The organism is Paenibacillus sp. N22P23 (assembly GCF_059383735.1).
Genome location: NZ_JBXENT010000003.1, coordinates 174,195 through 191,448 on the forward strand (window position 1 = coordinate 174,195; position 17,254 = coordinate 191,448).

Below are 17,254 nucleotides of genomic sequence, written 5' to 3' on the forward strand. Positions count from 1 at the left end.
ATATTCAATATATTATTTAGATAATTTTTAACCTTTTATTCCGGTGTTCGCCAATCCTTGCACAATGTACTTCTGGAAGAAGAAGAACATCAACAGCGCAGGAATTGTTGCGCCAAGTCCGAGTGTAATAATGAGCGGCCAGTTCGGTATTCCGGCCGGGCCGGCTGCGGCTGACGACAGTCTCGTAATCGCAGCAGGAAGCGTCTGCAGGGAGTCTGTCGATGTATAGAAGAACGGTGTAGCAAAATCATTCCACGTACCAAGTGCTGTCGTAATTGCTATATAGGCCATAATCGGCAGCTGAAGCGGTAATAAGAGCTGAAAAATAATCCGGATCGTACTCGCACCGTCCACTTTTGCCGCTTCATCCAATTCAAACGGAACCTTTTCAATCGATTGCTTCACTAGGAATGCGCCCATAATGTTAATGCTTGGCCCGCCGATAAGGTACACCCACCACGTGTCCAGAATACCTGTGCCGCCATTAAAGATGTGATTGCCTCCGGCAAACGGAAATCTCGCATACTCCAGATAAGTAGGGATTAATGCGATCGTGCCTGGAATCATTTGCGTGCCAAGCAAGAACAAGAACAACTGATCTTTCCCTTTAAACTTCAACCGAGCGAACACATAACCCGCCAGGAAGGAGGTCAATAACGCCCAGAATGTGTTGTAAACCGTTCGAATGGAGGAGTTAATGAAATATTTCTGCACGCCTGCTTCAGTAGATCCATAGAACAGCACCAAATAATTTTTCAGCGTCGGTTCCTTCGGAATCGGGAGCAGCCCTAATACGGATGATGTGAATTCAGCTCTGCTGAAGAAACCCGCCAGAACCATAAATACTAAAGGATATAACAATATAAGGCCGACACCGAACAATACGATATGTGCGAATAAATGAGTTGGCTTTAATTGAACGGCGACTTGTTTACGAAATCCTGCTGTTGCTGCCATCGTTTATTTCCTCCCTTTCAACGGGATCGTATTGCTTCTGTCTGAATTCGTGGACCAGCGGTAGTAGAGCACCGTTACCGCGAATACAACGACTGCCATTACAAGAGATGAGGCTCCCGCCATTCCCATATTGAAATCCCAGAATGCATCCCGGTAGATACGGAACACGAGCACTTCTGTCTGTCCGTACGGACCGCCATTTGTCATAAACAAGACCTGCTCATAAATTTGAATCGCACCGATCAAACTCGTGATGACGATATAAGTTGCAATCGGCTTCAGACCGGGCAGCGTGACATTGACTAATTTCCCCCAGCGGCCGGCGCCGTCAATTTCCGCTGCTTCGTACAACGTCGGATCGACGGATTGAAGTCCGGCAAGCCAGATGAGCGCAGCACCGCCTACGCCTTTCCAAACCGAGTACACCACGATCCAGAACACGCCCCAGAACACGGAGTATTGCCATATAATCGGTTCCTTGCCAATCGACTTCAGGAAGTTATTAATGACACCGTTATTCGTATCCAGAAGAATGTTGAAAATTTGGGTTGTTGCAACTGCCGAGGTAACTGCCGGGATGTACCAGACGGAACGGTATACCCCTTTACCGAACAAGGGCATGTTCATCAGCATGGCTGCTCCGAAACCGGCCGCTAAGGTCACTACCGTCACCAAGCCGCCCATCCATATGGATCTCCAGAGCGCATTGTAATACAGCGGATCCTGAAAGAATCTGATGTAGTTATCTATACCAACGAACTTCGGACTGCCGGCAATGCCGATCCATTCGAAGAATCCAAGCAAGAAGCCGAATAGAATCGGAAAACCGGATAATACCAGCCACCATAATATCATTGGACCCAAAATTACCGTGGCTATAATTGCATCTCGATGTTTCTTGGTGAATTTCTTTAGTGAAGACTGCTTGCTCACATTTACACTGTTTTGCAGCGAAGCTTGGCCGCTCACAGTTAAACTGCTTTTCTCCATATTCACACGCCTCCCATGCCCCATGTCGAATTATTGTTCTTCTCGTTTCAAATCACGGTTTACTCGCTGGAATAACTCTTCAGGTGAAATGACTTTGACATGTTTATCTAAATGCTTAATCAAAGTGGACACATCATCCATCGTATGGCTCCAAGGGTGCACGTTCACAACCGTATAGCCTTCTTCTGACGAGGAGTCGGTCTGATAGCCGTTTATTCGCTCCGCCATTGCAACGGGGTCGGTCTCCCAGAGCGTCTCCCGCGCGCTTACGAAAGGTTTGCCGCCAATCCACCTGATTTTACCGTGATCTCCAGAATAACGATTTCCGAAATAGACGATGGCTCCATCTAACGAAGGTACGGCTGCATATTTCGCAAGCACTTCGTCTTCCGTGCGACCCTGATCAAGGATCGTTACAATGCTCATATCTGTCGCCTTCAAGTAGCCGTCCAGACGTTCCATGTTCAAGTTCATGGCCTCTTCCGGATAATCATTCGGATAGAAATAACCTGTGCCCGAAACGCCGGCAACGAAGTAGTCCTTCTTCGCATTGGCGTAGATCCATGACATAACATTCGGCGCCAAATCGCTTAATACGGGCGCCATCTGCCATCCCATCGGGAACTCTCCGCGAACTGCACTGCCGTAATACTTGGGATTGCGTGCAAAATCATTCAATAAATACTGCACATTGTCTCCATCACTCATGACGAAGGACACATAATGCACATCCTTCTCGCTGTCCCCTGCTTCGACGTGATACTGCTGCTTCAGCTTGCTATCTAGCTTTACACCGGAGAACACCGATAAATTCAATGCCCAATCGGTAGCAATGGTGTTCTTCCCGTAGAACGTCGCTAAGCCCACATGCCCTGCCTCATCGCCGGGTCCCCAGCCAAGCCGCGGCGCATCAGGCTCGATAGCATTCATAATAGCGGAATAGTCTTCTGTGGAAGCGCTGTTATAGATGTACATCGCTTTGTGCGCTACGCCGATATCGCGCAGGTATTGATTCCCCACATCTTGCTGCACGAAGAAATCCTTGGCGAACTTCGTTCCATACTCATTAAACATCCAGCCGTCATCTTTATCACTTACATCTTGTATTTGTTTCAATCCGATCTGCTTGGCTTTATCAATTAACGTGGCATCCACAGCGATTGCTCGCTCAATTCCGGCCAGTGATGTCGCGACATTCACGGAGGCGGTATGACTTTCATATTGGATATACCCATGAATGCGATCCTTAAATTTCGCCGCCAACTGCCATGGGTCGTTTACGGTTTCGGTTTCAACGCCGTAATTTTCTTCTAAATCTTTCAGCCATACGTCATAGTTCGCATCCGATATGTAAATTTCCGGCCGTTCCTGTGCCACAATGCCTTGAAGCGTCTCCACCATTGTCATTTCCTCAGCTGTCATGTCATCCTTCTGAATGACGTATAGATGCTCAGGCTGCTTCAGAGGCTCAAAGTAAGAAAACCTCGGTGAATCAGAAGAATTACACGCCACCACGGATATTGCAGCAGCAATTACAATGAATGCGGCATAAATGCGTCGAGATGACTTTCTAGCGGCCATCACTGTCCCCCCTCGTCTCATACGTAACATTCCATATATTAACCTCTATAATATAAATTATATTAATTATATCATTATAGTCAAATGAAATTTATAAAAAAAGACCGATAGCACTGTGAATGGTACATCCACAGCGCTATCGATCTTTCATTTGTGTAATCGCGCACCGGTTAGTTTAACTGACCTGTTGTTTTGCGAATGACAAGACTTGGTTGTAGGTTGATCTTCTTGTAGCTTGGCTGTTTGCCTCTATTGTCTATCACTTGCAGCAGCAAACGAACGGCTTCTCTGCCGATCTCTTGCTCGGATTGGTCAATGTGCGTCAGTAAGCTGAACTCCTCCAGCAGCGGACTTGGGTTATCGAAGGTAACAATCGAGATATCCTCCGGTACGCGCAGCCCGACTTGTTTGGCAATCGTCAGGATGTGGACACCGAGCGCACAGTTCAGCGCAATGTAGGCCGTTGCCATCCGATTCTTAATGAAGCGGTACAGCGGGTGCTCCTGATTCAATATGGTTTGATTCTCGCTCGACGTGGTGAATAACGTATTTACGCTCTCTTGCTTTGCATTTACAAGGAAATCGGTCAGAATCAGCGCCGGGTTAATGAGAGCGCCTTTCTGCTTCAGCGCTTCATTGTAACCTTGAATCCGTTCCTCAACCGATACCGTCATCAGCGGAGAATCCGAGCAGATCGCAATATTGCGGTGACCCAGGCTCCATAGATGATCAACCGCCAATATGGAAGCTTGGACACTATCAGAGGATACGACATTCGTTTCGACGCCCGGCAGATGTCGATCAATTAGCACGAACGGATAATTTTGCATCTTGAGCGCGATAATCTCTTCATTGTACACTTCAGCATCCACGGGGAAAATAATCAATCCGTCCACGTTATTCTTCAGTTCACGAATGACTTCTTTCTCCATTTCCTTGGAGTTGTAGGTGAACATGACCACTACGGAATACTTGCTTGCCTCCAGCACCTCGGTGATCCCATGAAGCAGCCGGATGGCGAAGTAATCGCCGATGAAAGGAAAGACCAACCCGATCTTCGCCCGGTATGTCGCCCGCTCCGGAACAGGGGTCTCGATAATGGTTCCTGCAGCAATATACGTCTCCGGAATCCCTTTGATAAAGCTCCCTCTACCAGGTATCCGATAGATCCAGCCGTCTTTCGCCAGCTCCGCCAAAGCATTAACAACCGTGATCCGACTGACCTCGAACTGATCCATTAGGTCTTTCTCTGTCGGAATTTTATCATCCTCTACCAGCTTCCTGGTTATAATCAAATCCTTAAAATAATTTTGAATCTGAATATATAGAGGCTCTCTATCTTGACTCATGAGCCACTCCCCCATTATCTATTTATTTCACCGCACGCTGCTTTATATCAAATATATCATAAACAATTTGGTTTATAAAGTAACCTAACATGGCATACGCAATAAAAAAATCGCAGCCTCCCCCATAACCAAACATTTATGCTATTTAATAGATATTCTGTCTTCTAAGCGGTTGTTTTAAACAATATAATGATCATGTTAAATGATGTGAACCCCAGTGTCGTAGGAGGTGATATCGGGATCAGCTGTTCCGGCAGGCTCATCAACCATGTAGTTCCATAACCAAGAAAGCGGGATGATGATGTTGAGAAAAAGCAAACTAGGCAGTCTCCTATTAGCCGTCGCATTGATTAGCTCCATATTCGCCGCGCAGGCATTCGCCGCCCCACCTTCAGATCCAATTCGAGCCGAACTCAAGGGTAAAATCGCAAACGTCACAGGCGCCGCCGCTAAGAAATTTAATGCCAAAGACAACCTCGGAAACAACATGGATACCGCAAAAATCATTGTAAACCCTTATGTATCCGGTCAATTTCTCGCCGTCTATCACACTTATACTTCAGGCGTAGCGAAAGTGAATCTCGCCAAGTCTACCGATTTGCTCAACTGGACCTTCATCCGCGCATTGGCTGGCTCATCCGGCAACAACGCTACGCAAGGTGCGATTAAGGCGGCATCCGACGGCGGTTTCGTCGTCGCTTGGGAGCAGGAGCCGAACAATCACTTGAAGGTTGCTTATTACAGCAGTTGGAGCAATCTGCAGAACGGTATCGCTTCCAAAACCTACAACTGCCCAAGACAGCTGTCCAGCTATGCCGAAGGTACGCCGAATATTTATTCCGCTAGCAGCACAAGCGTCGATATCGGCTTTCATTACTTCAAGAACGGCGACGTCGACCGGCAAGCGAGAGGCACGTTAACGAATTTCAATTCCTGGTCGAGCAGCGTTCAAACGAATATGGATAATGCCCTCTTGTACTGGGGGGTGTTAGGGAACATTGGCGATCGTGACTCGATGACTTATAAGGGCTATACATTCGGACTCATGGAAGGGCAATATACGAAGAATGATTTTGGCTCGTTCCGCCCTTTTATCTACGATTATGCGACAGGCAACGCGGAGCCGCTTGCTATGACTACCCCGGCAGGATCGACTGCTTTCGGTAATCCGTCCTTCACGAACGTGACGATTAACGGGCAAGCCGCTGTTGTTGTGTCGATGATTATATTCTCAGAAGGCGCCCAGGGCAGTGAAGGCGGTCAACTGATTTATTACTTCTATCAATAATTGAGCTGTTTGGGCTGATTCGCCAATACAACAAGAAAAAGAAACCCACGTTTAAGAACGCCGCGGGTTTCTTTTTCAAGTTATACTAATTAATCGTAATCCTATCTGCCGTTATTGCAGCCACATCGTAGAAATACACGCGGTATTCCAGCTTACGATTAGGCGTCTGATTAAACGTCAGGCTGAAATCCTGATACGTGTTAGCTGCCGTAAACTGCTGCCTCGTAATGTCTGCTTGCGCCACAACAGCACCTGCTTGCGCATCCCAGACATCGATTTTGGCGACATTCAAGTTGTTGAGCGTGTTGTTGTCCACCTTCAGGCGGAATGTTATTTTGCGATTGCCGATCGCTACATTGGAATCATAAGGTCCATAAACCATATGCCCGCCGTTGTCGAGCGTCGGAGTCGCCTGCCAGCCATCTCCGCTTACGCGTCCGACGCCATGCCCCAATACAGTTCCTTCTGCTTCATATTTGCCAACTCTAGTCGTTACCGCCACCTTATCCACGTTGATTGCGGCTTTATCCTTGTAATTCACCCTGAATTCCAGCGCACTTCCGGATGGATTGGTGAAGCTCAGGCTGAAATCTTGATAGGTATTGTTTGCTTTGAATTGATTCCGGTACACGTCCAGGGCAGCGAGACTCTGTCCGGTCGAATTATCCCGCACATCCAATGTAACGACATTATCGTTCACACCGGTGATGGAATCGATTTTCATCTTGAACGAAGCCGTCAATTGACCGACCGGAAGCGTATTGTCATACGGTCCCCACATCATGAAGCCCGAATTATCCTGGCTTGTGTTCGCGCTCCAGCCATTGTCGTTGGCACGGCCAACTGTGTGGGAGAACGCACTCTCCGCTTCATACTTCTTCACGACGGCAGCCGGATCGATCGGCAGCTGATTATTTTCACGCATGAGCTGGAAGTACGTGTCTGGTCTGACGAACACGATGTTGCTGTTGCTGCTGAAATTATTGACCGCATTGATAAAGCTCTGGTACGTGATGCCTTCCCAAGGATTCGATTGAATAGTGACGAAGCGCGGCGACGTTCCGTTCCAGCCTGAGATGGCTCCGTTGATTTCGGAAATGATGGATGCCTCCGAGTAGCAATACGTGGCATTCAACCCTTGGCTCGGCAGCGTATTATCATAAACCGAGATGGCTCCGCCTGCGTTCTGAGCCGTCAGGCCATACAGCGAAGGTGCATATTGCGCAAAACTGTTCCCGACGTTTGCATTCGTTGCGCCATTGATTTGATTCCAAACCGTAAGAACCCGGAGGCCCGCACGATTCATATAATCGTTGGTTAGCGCTACATAGTTGTTCAGGTAAGTCTGGTTGCCCCAGTAATTCGGATACGTATATCCGATTCCCGTCGGTCCGGAAATCAATTCGTCATTCGGAGTGGCCGTATTGTACAGGTAATTCAACACGCCTGGCATAGCATCCAGCATGGCAGGGGACACTGTCCATCCGAGCGGCACAGTTCCTCTTTGCGGATGATCCCAGAAGGTTTTGAAACGGTGCTCCAAATATTGAATATTATCGCCGTCACTTAAGATGAGTGAAATATAGATTTTGTTCTCCAGCGGCGGCTTATTCGGTGTCCCCTTCACGTTGACCGTTCTGGATGTACCGCCGAACACCGTCAAATTGGATGCAAAATCGCTGGCAATCGTAGACACGCCATACTCGGAAACGGTCTGAATGCCCAAGCCCTCATCCGGCCACCAGCCCATGTAGATGCCGCTGCCATACGGCATGTCGGCCAAGAATTGGCGCAGCAGTGTATTCTCAGCAGTAATAGCCGGGTTGAGCCAAATGGTAGCCGCACCTACCGCTGTCGCGTAATCGCGCAGAAAACCTTTAATGCCCGGATTTAATCCGACAATCAGCTTGTGGGTGACCAATGACCAGTAATTTGTATACAAGTATTGATAGACTTGCAGCTTCGTTGTGAAATCGCCGCGCAAATCATTCAGAATCGGCAGATTATACGGTGCTGCAGTGAGCTTCGCAACCATGCTGGGCGACGCTACAATCCCGCCGCTAAGCGATGCGATCGTAGTCGCCAGGTTCACGGTATCCGGTAGCGCATCGTCATAAACGACGATCCCGCTAATTTCACTTCTGTATTTGGTAATAAGCGTGAACTTATCTGCCACATCGGCATAACCAAGACCCAAGGAATTCGGCCAGTTGTACTTGCCTTCCTCGTTGTTAACCGCGTTATCGAACGTATAGATCCGAGGCTGGGTTTTGTTGACGAGTCCTTTGAGCGTCGTGAACAGCACCGCCTCTTCTTCTTTAATCAACGGTCTTGCGCCTACGCTATTCACTTTCATATACGCGCCACCGTGCCAGTACACCCTGAATTCAAGTGCATGCCCAGCGGTCGCATTCTTGAAAGGAACTTCAAAGCGCTCATAAACAGACGCTTGTCTCCATTCTTTCCGCGTAATACTTCGGCTCGCCAATACAACACCGCTTGTGCTGTCTCTGACATCAACGGTTACCATGACATTATCATCAGCGGTGTTATTGTCGATTTTCAAATCATAGAAAGCACTGAAACTTCCGGTAGGAATCGAGGTAACATTCGGACCGGTAATCATGTTAAGATTCGGCGCGTCAATAGAGGTCTGAGCCAGCCAGCCATCCCCATCCAAGTGACCTGTGGCGTGTCCTACTGCCGCGCCTTCCCCTTCATACTTGTATTCAACATCATCTGTTCTGACGTCGATCAGATCAAGCGTAGCTGCAGGTGCCGAGAAGGAAGGAAGCACTTGTCCTGATGGCCAAGTAAGCCCCGCTGCTGCTGCAGGTGAAGTCGGGAGCAGCGGCAGAGGAGACGCCGATGCAATAATGACAGCTGCCAGTCCCAAACCAATCCATTTCTTTACTCTCATTTTCATCCTCCTATACGATCATAATTTGGAATCTAAATGAATGCCGGCTATGCGTGTAATTCTATACTCGATATCACTTGTACCCTCCTTCGCCTCCGAATTATTTCCTCCCACCTGAGATGTAAGTGCTTACAATGTAAATTAAATATATCGTATATATCTTATAATAACAATATGCTTTAATGACAAAAATTACATAAAAGTCCGCTTTGTTTATAAGCTGCGAGAATGATGTCGTTTGATGAAAATATGACAAAAAGGCCGCCTCCTCCTATGTGGAGGAAGCAGCCTATCCTTAAGGGCCGACTACTTCTGACCCTTCGCGTATTGAACAACAGGCCCCGTCGACTGACCGACGACCAGCCTGGGTTCGAGAACGATTTTATGATACCTTTCATCATCGCTTGGACGGTCCAGCAAATCAGTCAAAATACTTGCCGCTCGGCTGCCGATTTCCTCTTCCGATTGTGCAATATGCGTATACCATTCCTGGCTGTCCACTTCTGAAGACGGATCGTCGAATGACAAGATTGACAATTGTCCGGGAACATCCAGTTTCATACTGCGGGCCAGTCCGGAGATGTAGAGAGCAAGCTTCGCATTCAGCGTAATATAAGCGGTTGCTTGACCGTTCTTGAGGCATCGAGCCAGTGTATGAGCATCGTCCTTCTGATCATAATCGATCACAAGCTCAGTTAGAATGAGTGCCGGATCAATCATTGCTCCCCTTTGCTTGAGCGCTTCAACATAACCGGCAATCCGCTCCTCAACCGTAACTGTCGGAAGCGGCGAGTCCGAGCAGATCGCAATATTCCGATGCCCCAGTTCCCATAGATGAGAGACGGCCAATTGCGCTCCAAGTCTGCTGTCCGAGCAAACGAAATGCGTTTCTACCCCCGGCAAATAACGATCAATGAGCACGAATGGGAAACGATTCATTTTGAGTGACAAGATCTCTTCATTATACGTCTCGGCATCAATCGGGAAGATGATCAGACCGGCCACATCCTTCTGCAGCAGCTGAACAATTGCTTCCTTCTCGAATGTATTGGAATGATTCGTTAAGATGACGGCTAAGTAATAATCGCTGTGCTTCATAATCTTGTTCATGCCTTCAATTAAACGCAGGGCGAAATAATCATCAAGCGACGGGATGATAAACCCGATCATTCTTTTGCCGATTGGACGCTCACGCTGGGCTCTTTCCTGCTGATCGCGCACAACGTCACTTAATGCAGGCAGGTTCTCGGATTGCGCAAACAGCTCGGGAACGAAAGGCATATCCTTGCTAACAAAACTCCCCCTGCCAGGAATCCGATAAATCCAACCTTCCTTGGCAAGCTGCGTTAAGGCATTGGCAATTGTGATCCGGCTCACATTGAAATCTACCATCAATTCCTTCTCGGAGGGGATCTTCTCGTCAATTGTCAGCTCCCCGGAACCGATCAGCTTCTTGAAATGCTCCTGTACTTGGAGATATAGTGGCTGCCGCTCTTTCTGCATCGTTTATGACTCCCACTCCAAAGTTAATAACCCATTCGATATAATAAATATAATACTTTGATATATCATTTGATGTCAATCAATTATTTAGTCGATGAATTGGGTTCAATCGGTAAGCCCTTGCTTTCACGAACCAGCTGGAAATACGTGTCCGGTCGTACAAATACAACATCCTTATTCGACAAGTATTGATCCCTTGCATTCACGAAATTCTGATAGGAAACCTGCCAAGGGTTAGCTTGTATGGCTACGAAAGCAGGAGATTTACCATCCCATTTCTTAACGGCTGCCTCAATTCCATTTGTCAGGTCACTTTCCGCGCTGCCATAAGAGACGTTCAGCTCTTGTCCGGGAAGTTCATTCTTGTACACTTCGAGTTTGCCCGTGCCAAATTGGGAGGTAAAGCCAAGCAAGGAAGGCGCATGTTCGGCGAAACGATTAGCAGCCTCCGGCGTAATCTCCCCTTTCACGTAGTTCCAAATGGTCAACACCCTTAGTCCTGCTCGCGACATATAATCATTCGTGCGGGTGACAAAGTTGTCTAGCCCCTCTCCATCCTTCCAGAAATTCGGGTACGTGTAGCCCATTCCCGAAGGACCCGATATTAACGCATCGTTAGGCGTCGCTGTCTGGTACAAGTAATTGAGTATGCCGGGCATTGTATCCACCATTAACGGCGAGACCGTCCAGCCGAGCGGAACTTCACCGCGGTCAGGCGTATCCCAGAACTTCTTGAATGAATGCTCCATATACTGCAAGTTGTCGCCATCGCTTAAGATGAACGACACGTAGATTTTATTTTCCAAAGGCGGTTTCTTCGGCAGTTCAGGCACGGTAATCTCGCGCGAGGTTCCGCTAAATACGCTGAGGTTGGACGAATAATCGCTCGCGACAGTAGCTAATCCGAAGTCGGAAGTTTTCTTCACCCCTTCACCTTCATCCGGCCACCATCCCATATAGAGCCCGCTTCCGTAAGGCATATCCTTCAGAAATTTGTCCAGCAGCTCGCTTTCCTTTGGCTCCTTCGGATTAAGCCAGACGACGGCGGCAGTGAGATTCATCGCATAATCTCTGAGATAGGACTTGAGCGAAGGATCTAGGCCGATGATCACGCGGTGCGTAACCTTTGGCCAATAGTGCTCAAGCATAAATTCGTATACATCCAGCTTTGATGTGAAATCACCGCGTAAATCCTCCAGAATAGGCAGGTTGTACGGAGCTCCCGTCAACTTCTCCACTAGTGCCGGAGGTGCGACAATTCCGTCCTTCAAGCCGGCAATCGTTGTTGCCAGATTCACGGTATCCGGCTGGCTGTCATCATACACAACAATGCCGCTTACTTCCGAGCGATATTTATCCAGCAGCTTCCAGTTATCTTTCTCTTCTTTATATGCAAGTCCGAGCGAGGTTAGCCACGAAGTCCCTGTGCTGCCATTCACATTATCTGTGAAGGCATACAAACGAGGTTTAGTTTTGTTGACCACGCCTTTCAAGGAAGTAAACACGAGGTTCTCATCCTTGCGAAGCGCCCAGGAAATGCCGACGTCGAACAGCTTTAAGGTCGATTTGCCGGTCCACTGAACCCGAAACTCCAGTGCATGCCCATTATCCGGTACGGTAAAAGGAAGCTCGAAGCTTTGAGACGCATTCGGCAGCTTGAAATCCCAGTTCGATACATCAAGCGAAGCGAGACTCGTACCCGCTTCTTGATCGAGTACTTCCAGTTTCGCTACAACCCCATTCTCATTCGCAAAACTGTCCACCTGCATATTTACAATCGCCTTGTTCTCGCCGGCCGGTATGTTCGTTTGATTCGTAATGTCCAGCATCGGAACATTCGGCGCATCACTGCCAGCTGCAGCGAGCCAGCCATCTCCGTCTGCTTTGCCGGTTTTATGGGCTAATGAGGCATCTTCCGCCTGGTAGTAGAAGTTATCTGTGGTGTACATCAGATCGAGCGTCGAAGCCGGTTCCTCGAACGAAGGCAGCGCCTGCCCCTTCGGCCAATGGACCCCCTCCTCATTACTAGGCCGGGCAAAATAAGTGGTGACGGCTGCAGCAGCTACGACAACTAAGGAACTGAATAAAATGAATCTGCCTTTCAATGGATCTCCTCCTATTTTGAATGATTGGTCGATGGGACGGTCACGTGATGTCAAAGTTCTTAATATTTACTATAATATATATAACAAATAATATCTAGAATGAAAAAGATCGTACAGGGGTTACCCTGCGCCACCCCACTATCACTGAGCTGAACATTCGCATACACCACGTGCCGCACTCTTTTTCCTGCGCCATGCCAAAGCTTACATTCTCATTCTTACTCCTGCGTCATGCCACAGCTTACATCTCGTAATCCGCATTCCGCATTGCATTCCGCATTGCATTCCGCATCCGCATCGCATTCCGCATCCGCATTCCACAACTCCCTCACAACCCAGCACATGCCAGAACTGGCGTCCCTCTTGCCGCGAAACTCTAACGAATCGTAGGAGGCTTATTCGGCCGAATATCGGGGCTCTGAGATTCTAACGAACCGTAGAGGTCTTATTGTGGGAGAATCAGCTCCAATACACCTTAAAACCGTCAAATAAGGCCCGTACGATTCGTTAGCATTTTTTTGGAGCTATATTCGGGCAAATAAGGCCTGTACAATTCGTTAGAACATTCCGTAACTAGAGTCGAGTGTCATAAACAACGAAAAAGCCGCCGACTAAGCCGGCAGCTTCACATACGAGGAACGACTTGCGTTACGTTCCCATTATATAGCTAGTTGTATAGTCATTACCGAATTTACCTTCCGGATCAAAGAGATGAACCAGCTGTTGAAAGTCGGGTAACTTCTCGTAATACGATTGCACCCGGGCCGGCGACATGGTGAACAGCTTTCCCCAGTGAGGACGAGCATGGTATGGTTCAAGCTGCTCTTCGATAACAGGCAACAATTGTTGAACAGCGGCCCAATTATCTTTCCATGTAAAATGGATGGCAACCATCTCCTCCTTGTAACAAGGACTCATCCACAGATTGTCTGCGGCAATGGTGCGAATCTCGGAAATATGAAGGAGCGGCGAAATCTGATCACGCAGGCAATTGATCGCACACAAAGCCGGATAGGCCTCTTTGCGCGGCACGAAGTACTCGCTTTGCAGCTCTTCTCCCGCGCTTGGAGTGAAGTCCATGCGGAAATGCGGCAGCCGTTCATACCATGGCCCTGCGATTCCCATCTGCTCGCTGCAATTCTCTGGTGAAACGCCGGGCACTGGGTGTAGATGCGAGGCTGCTAAAGTTGCACTGTGAAACTCAGGTTCTACTGGAGTCGCAGCTGGATCTGTCAGTTTCTTCTTCATCCACATTTGATTAAACGCCGCTCTCTTCCAATCCGTAAACAAACTAACACTGTAGGCACTGGAGAAGATCGCGTCAAACTGGTCTTCAAGCTGCGTTAGCGGTAAGTTTTCATAGATATACTGACTCATTTGGAAGGCTGGTACCACGTCTAGCGTGAGTTTCGTGACTACACCTAATGCTCCAAGTCCCACGACTGCTCCGGCGAATAATTGATGTTCGCGGGAGAGCTCGATAGTCTCCCCATCCGCTTTCACAATCTCAAGGGAATGGACCGCCGTAGCGAGATTGCCATTCAAATCCCCTGAACCATGCGTTGCTGTAGCTACTGCGCCTCCAACAGAAATGTGCGGCAGCGAGGCCAAGTTATGCAGCGCATAGCCGTTACGATGAAGATAGTGACACAGTTCTCCGTACCGTATTCCCGCTTCCACTGTTACTCTATTGTTCGTGCGATCTAATGCTACTACCCGGTTCAGTTTCCGGAGCGAGAGATGACATCCGATCGTATCCGCGATTCCATTAAACGAGTGTCTTGTGCCAAGCACCTTAATCCGAGTACTGCGAGCGACCAATTCTTGTACTTGCTCTACGGTTTCAGGAACATGGAGTTCCAAGGCGTTGTACCTGTAGTTCCCTGCCCAGTTTTGGTTATTTTCCATATCGTCATATCCCTTCGTGGACATATCGTCAGCGTTATTAGTTGCTTCGCTATCCCTTGAAGATATACCTGCTGATGTTGAGGGGATGGTAAAATCATAAATTAAAAAAGAACAGGTATTACGCCTGCTCTTCTCTCTTCATAAACTTAATTTTCTTCCTCTTGCTGATCCTGCTTTTCTAAAACTTGGGCAGCACCTTCGTGCCAACCCGAGAATCGATAAATCCGCTTTGTTACTTTACGTCCTTCTCCTGTTATTCCTCCCGTTACTGTTCCCTCGGTAGCTTGAATATTGAGTCCACCTTTACCACTAGCATCATAATATTCCTCAATTTCTACGGTTTCTGCAGTATTGATCCTTTGTGCTATTGCTAACTCTTGTGCCACTTTGGCTCGTGCTGATTCCATTTGCGCGATTAGTTCTTGTCGAGCGGACTCATGTTTAGAAATCTATTTATCAACTTTGAATCTCCTTCTTTTCTTCACTGCGTACCGCCGACTTCAACCGGCGGTTCGTCAGTAAAGACGATTGTATACGTCAAGATGGTCTCTTTTCCGTATTTGTTTACGGCTTTTATCGTAATTGTATTAATGCCTTCTTGTAAAATATATCGTGTACTGAAGGAGCCTGTCCCTTGATACGTTCCATTTAAATAAAGCTTTGGTGCGGTATCATTCTTATCAGTAACAGATGCAACAACCGTAATACTAGCCACTTCTGAACTCGTTGGCAGTGGCTCGACGACCAGAACCGGTGACGCTGGAGTGTAGACAATTTTAATCGTAACATAAGAGACTTTGTCGTACATGTTCTCTGCCCTTACGATAATTGTATTCTCTCCTTCGTTCAATGTAATCGTCCTTGTGAAGGATTTTGTACCCATATAGGAATTATTCAAATACAGCATGGGCGATGTATCGTTAAAATCGAATGCAGAAACCTCGAGATTTATTGTTGGAACATCTGTCGTCTCAGGGAGACTGTTTACTGATATGAGAGGCGCTAACACTAAATAGGTTATTTTTTTCGTAATTAAAGTCTCTTTACCCTGCGAATTCACGGCCCTTATCCTAAAGGTATTGTCCCCCTCTACTAAGGTGAGACGAGCGGTGAAGCTTGATTTCCCCTTATTTATGCCATCTAAGTACAAGGTCGGTGAGGGATCCGCCACATCTGTTGCGGTAACCTTGATGTCCACTATCTTCTTTGTCTCTACATCTTGCACGCCTTCTATTACGATGACGGGCGGCAAAATTACATACTTAACCATTTTTGTTACTGTAGTCGATTTTCCCAGTGAATTTGTCGCTACAAACACCAGTTTATTGTCACCTTCAGTGAGCTTAATCGTTCTCTTGAAGGATCCATTCGCCAAGAACTGATTATTTAGGGCAACTGGTGGTGCCGTGTCATTCCTATCCTCAACAGTGCCTTCAACTACAATGCTCTCCAAATTGACTGTTGTTGGCAGGTCTTTTACTGTAAAGATCGGTGGTTTAGGTGTAAAACTGACATACTCCGTATAATTAATTCTCTTATTATAACGATTTGACGCCATAATCGATACTTTGTTCGAACCCTCATATAAACCTAGATCACTTGCCCAATTGCCTGCACTATCAACATTGACAAGTTTACCATTGATTTTGACAGAAGGATGGCTATCGTTTAGATCAGACACATGTCCTGTAATATGAATACTTTTCAAATCCGTGCTACCAGGCAATTCAAAAGTAACCTCTGGTACCGGGATGGTATAGATCACCTTACGAGATAGTTTCATTAGCCTACCGTTCGGTTTCACAGCTTTTACTTCATAATTATATGTACCTTCACCCTTAGTAAAGGTCGCTACAAATGTATAATTTCCGTTCTGGTTAGGAATCTCCATCCCGTTAAGATACAACTTGACTCCAGCAATTGATGTACCAGAGATTGTTACTTTATTGGTATTCACATTACTAGGTATCTCCAATGTGAGTCCGATATTTTCAATATTTGGCATCATTGGAGATTCCAATATTCGATTGAACAACGCCATGCCTGCGGCGCGTGTAAGACCATTAGCAGGCTTAAAAGTACCGTCGGGATAACCGCCGATGAAGTTATATTTGAGAGCAGTTGCCACATGGACTCGGAATGCAGGAGTAATCTTCTCAAAATCTTTGAATTTCGCCTTTAATGTCTTATCCGCTTCCGATGCACTGACACTCGAAACGTGCAGCGCTTTAATAAGAGCTACCGCAACATCCTCCCGTGTCACTAACTTACTAGGTTCATAGAATGGTTTTCCAATAGGGAGCTGATAGCCCATTAGAGCATCCTTGACCGTCTCAATATATGGATACGACCACCGATCTGGTTTAACATCCGAGAACGTCTTACTCCCCTCATTTAAAGGAAGATCCAATGCCACCGTGAGAAGCTTAGCGAATTGCTCACGTGTCATGGACTGCTCCGGAAGAAACGTTCCGTCCGAATATCCTGTCGCAATGCCTTGATTGACCATCGACTGAATGGCGCTGTATGCCCAATAATTAGTCTTAACATCTTTGAAGAATGTTTGTCCATCAGCTGAGGCATGTAGAGACCCAATTAGGAAAGTAAGGAACAACGCGATTATCATGGTGAGGAATTTAAATTGCCTCATTGT

11 protein-coding genes are annotated in these 17,254 nt (G+C 47.3%); 1 reads left to right on the forward strand and 10 read right to left on the reverse strand.

Annotation, left to right across the window (positions count from 1 at the left end):
• Positions 1 to 27: 27 nt before the first annotated feature.
• The 4 genes from AC506A_RS16190 to AC506A_RS16205 form a co-directional block, all read right to left on the reverse strand.
• On the reverse strand, positions 28 to 957 hold the full coding sequence (locus AC506A_RS16190) for a carbohydrate ABC transporter permease (RefSeq protein WP_495462050.1): 930 nt from the start codon (positions 955 to 957) through the stop codon (positions 28 to 30).
• Between the two features lie 3 nt (positions 958 to 960).
• Positions 961 to 1,947, reverse strand: a complete 987-nt coding sequence (locus AC506A_RS16195; protein WP_495462051.1) for a carbohydrate ABC transporter permease — start codon at positions 1,945 to 1,947, stop codon at positions 961 to 963.
• A gap of 30 nt (positions 1,948 to 1,977) precedes the next feature.
• Complete coding sequence (locus tag AC506A_RS16200; protein WP_495462052.1) at positions 1,978 to 3,528, reverse strand: GxGYxYP domain-containing protein; 1,551 nt, start codon at positions 3,526 to 3,528, stop codon at positions 1,978 to 1,980.
• Positions 3,529 to 3,698: 170 nt separating this feature from the next.
• Positions 3,699 to 4,877 carry a GntR family transcriptional regulator gene (locus tag AC506A_RS16205; RefSeq protein WP_495462053.1) on the reverse strand — a complete coding sequence of 393 codons (1,179 nt, stop codon included), beginning with the start codon at positions 4,875 to 4,877 and terminating at the stop codon, positions 3,699 to 3,701.
• A gap of 304 nt (positions 4,878 to 5,181) precedes the next feature.
• On the opposite strand from AC506A_RS16205, the gene AC506A_RS16210 reads away from it, so the two are divergent.
• Complete coding sequence (locus AC506A_RS16210) at positions 5,182 to 6,165, forward strand: hypothetical protein (RefSeq protein ID WP_495462054.1); 984 nt, start codon at positions 5,182 to 5,184, stop codon at positions 6,163 to 6,165.
• An 85-nt stretch (positions 6,166 to 6,250) separates the two neighbouring features.
• On the opposite strand, the gene AC506A_RS16215 is transcribed toward AC506A_RS16210, so the two are convergent.
• The 6 genes from AC506A_RS16215 to AC506A_RS16240 form a co-directional block, all read right to left on the reverse strand.
• The gene (locus AC506A_RS16215; RefSeq protein ID WP_495462055.1) at positions 6,251 to 9,085 is read right to left on the reverse strand and encodes a GxGYxYP domain-containing protein; all 2,835 of its coding nucleotides are present in this window, start codon (positions 9,083 to 9,085) and stop codon (positions 6,251 to 6,253) included.
• Between the two features lie 306 nt (positions 9,086 to 9,391).
• Positions 9,392 to 10,588 carry a GntR family transcriptional regulator gene (locus AC506A_RS16220; protein ID WP_495462056.1) on the reverse strand — a complete coding sequence of 399 codons (1,197 nt, stop codon included), beginning with the start codon at positions 10,586 to 10,588 and terminating at the stop codon, positions 9,392 to 9,394.
• 83 nt (positions 10,589 to 10,671) lie between these two features.
• Positions 10,672 to 12,693: a GxGYxYP domain-containing protein gene (locus tag AC506A_RS16225; protein ID WP_495462057.1), complete on the reverse strand. Its 2,022-nt coding sequence runs from the start codon at positions 12,691 to 12,693 to the stop codon at positions 10,672 to 10,674.
• Positions 12,694 to 13,341: 648 nt separating this feature from the next.
• A complete protein-coding gene (locus tag AC506A_RS16230; RefSeq protein ID WP_495462058.1) occupies positions 13,342 to 14,601 on the reverse strand; it encodes an FAD-binding protein in 1,260 nt (419 codons plus the stop codon).
• Between the two features lie 146 nt (positions 14,602 to 14,747).
• Positions 14,748 to 15,008 carry a hypothetical protein gene (locus AC506A_RS16235; protein ID WP_495462059.1) on the reverse strand — a complete coding sequence of 87 codons (261 nt, stop codon included), beginning with the start codon at positions 15,006 to 15,008 and terminating at the stop codon, positions 14,748 to 14,750.
• Positions 15,009 to 15,082: 74 nt separating this feature from the next.
• Positions 15,083 to 17,251 carry an S-layer homology domain-containing protein gene (locus AC506A_RS16240; RefSeq protein ID WP_495462060.1) on the reverse strand — a complete coding sequence of 723 codons (2,169 nt, stop codon included), beginning with the start codon at positions 17,249 to 17,251 and terminating at the stop codon, positions 15,083 to 15,085.
• Positions 17,252 to 17,254 lie beyond the last annotated feature (3 nt).

Coding starts and splice junctions, on each gene's coding strand:
- AC506A_RS16205 (WP_495462053.1), bottom strand. CDS start 4,877: ATGAGTCAAGATAGAGAGCCTCTATATATTCAGATTCAAAATTATTTT.
- AC506A_RS16230 (WP_495462058.1), bottom strand. CDS start 14,601: ATGGAAAATAACCAAAACTGGGCAGGGAACTACAGGTACAACGCCTTG.
- AC506A_RS16215 (WP_495462055.1), bottom strand. CDS start 9,085: ATGAGAGTAAAGAAATGGATTGGTTTGGGACTGGCAGCTGTCATTATT.
- AC506A_RS16195 (WP_495462051.1), bottom strand. CDS start 1,947: ATGGAGAAAAGCAGTTTAACTGTGAGCGGCCAAGCTTCGCTGCAAAAC.
- AC506A_RS16220 (WP_495462056.1), bottom strand. CDS start 10,588: ATGCAGAAAGAGCGGCAGCCACTATATCTCCAAGTACAGGAGCATTTC.
- AC506A_RS16235 (WP_495462059.1), bottom strand. CDS start 15,008: ATGGAATCAGCACGAGCCAAAGTGGCACAAGAGTTAGCAATAGCACAA.
- AC506A_RS16240 (WP_495462060.1), bottom strand. CDS start 17,251: ATGAGGCAATTTAAATTCCTCACCATGATAATCGCGTTGTTCCTTACT.
- AC506A_RS16190 (WP_495462050.1), bottom strand. CDS start 957: ATGGCAGCAACAGCAGGATTTCGTAAACAAGTCGCCGTTCAATTAAAG.
- AC506A_RS16200 (WP_495462052.1), bottom strand. CDS start 3,528: ATGGCCGCTAGAAAGTCATCTCGACGCATTTATGCCGCATTCATTGTA.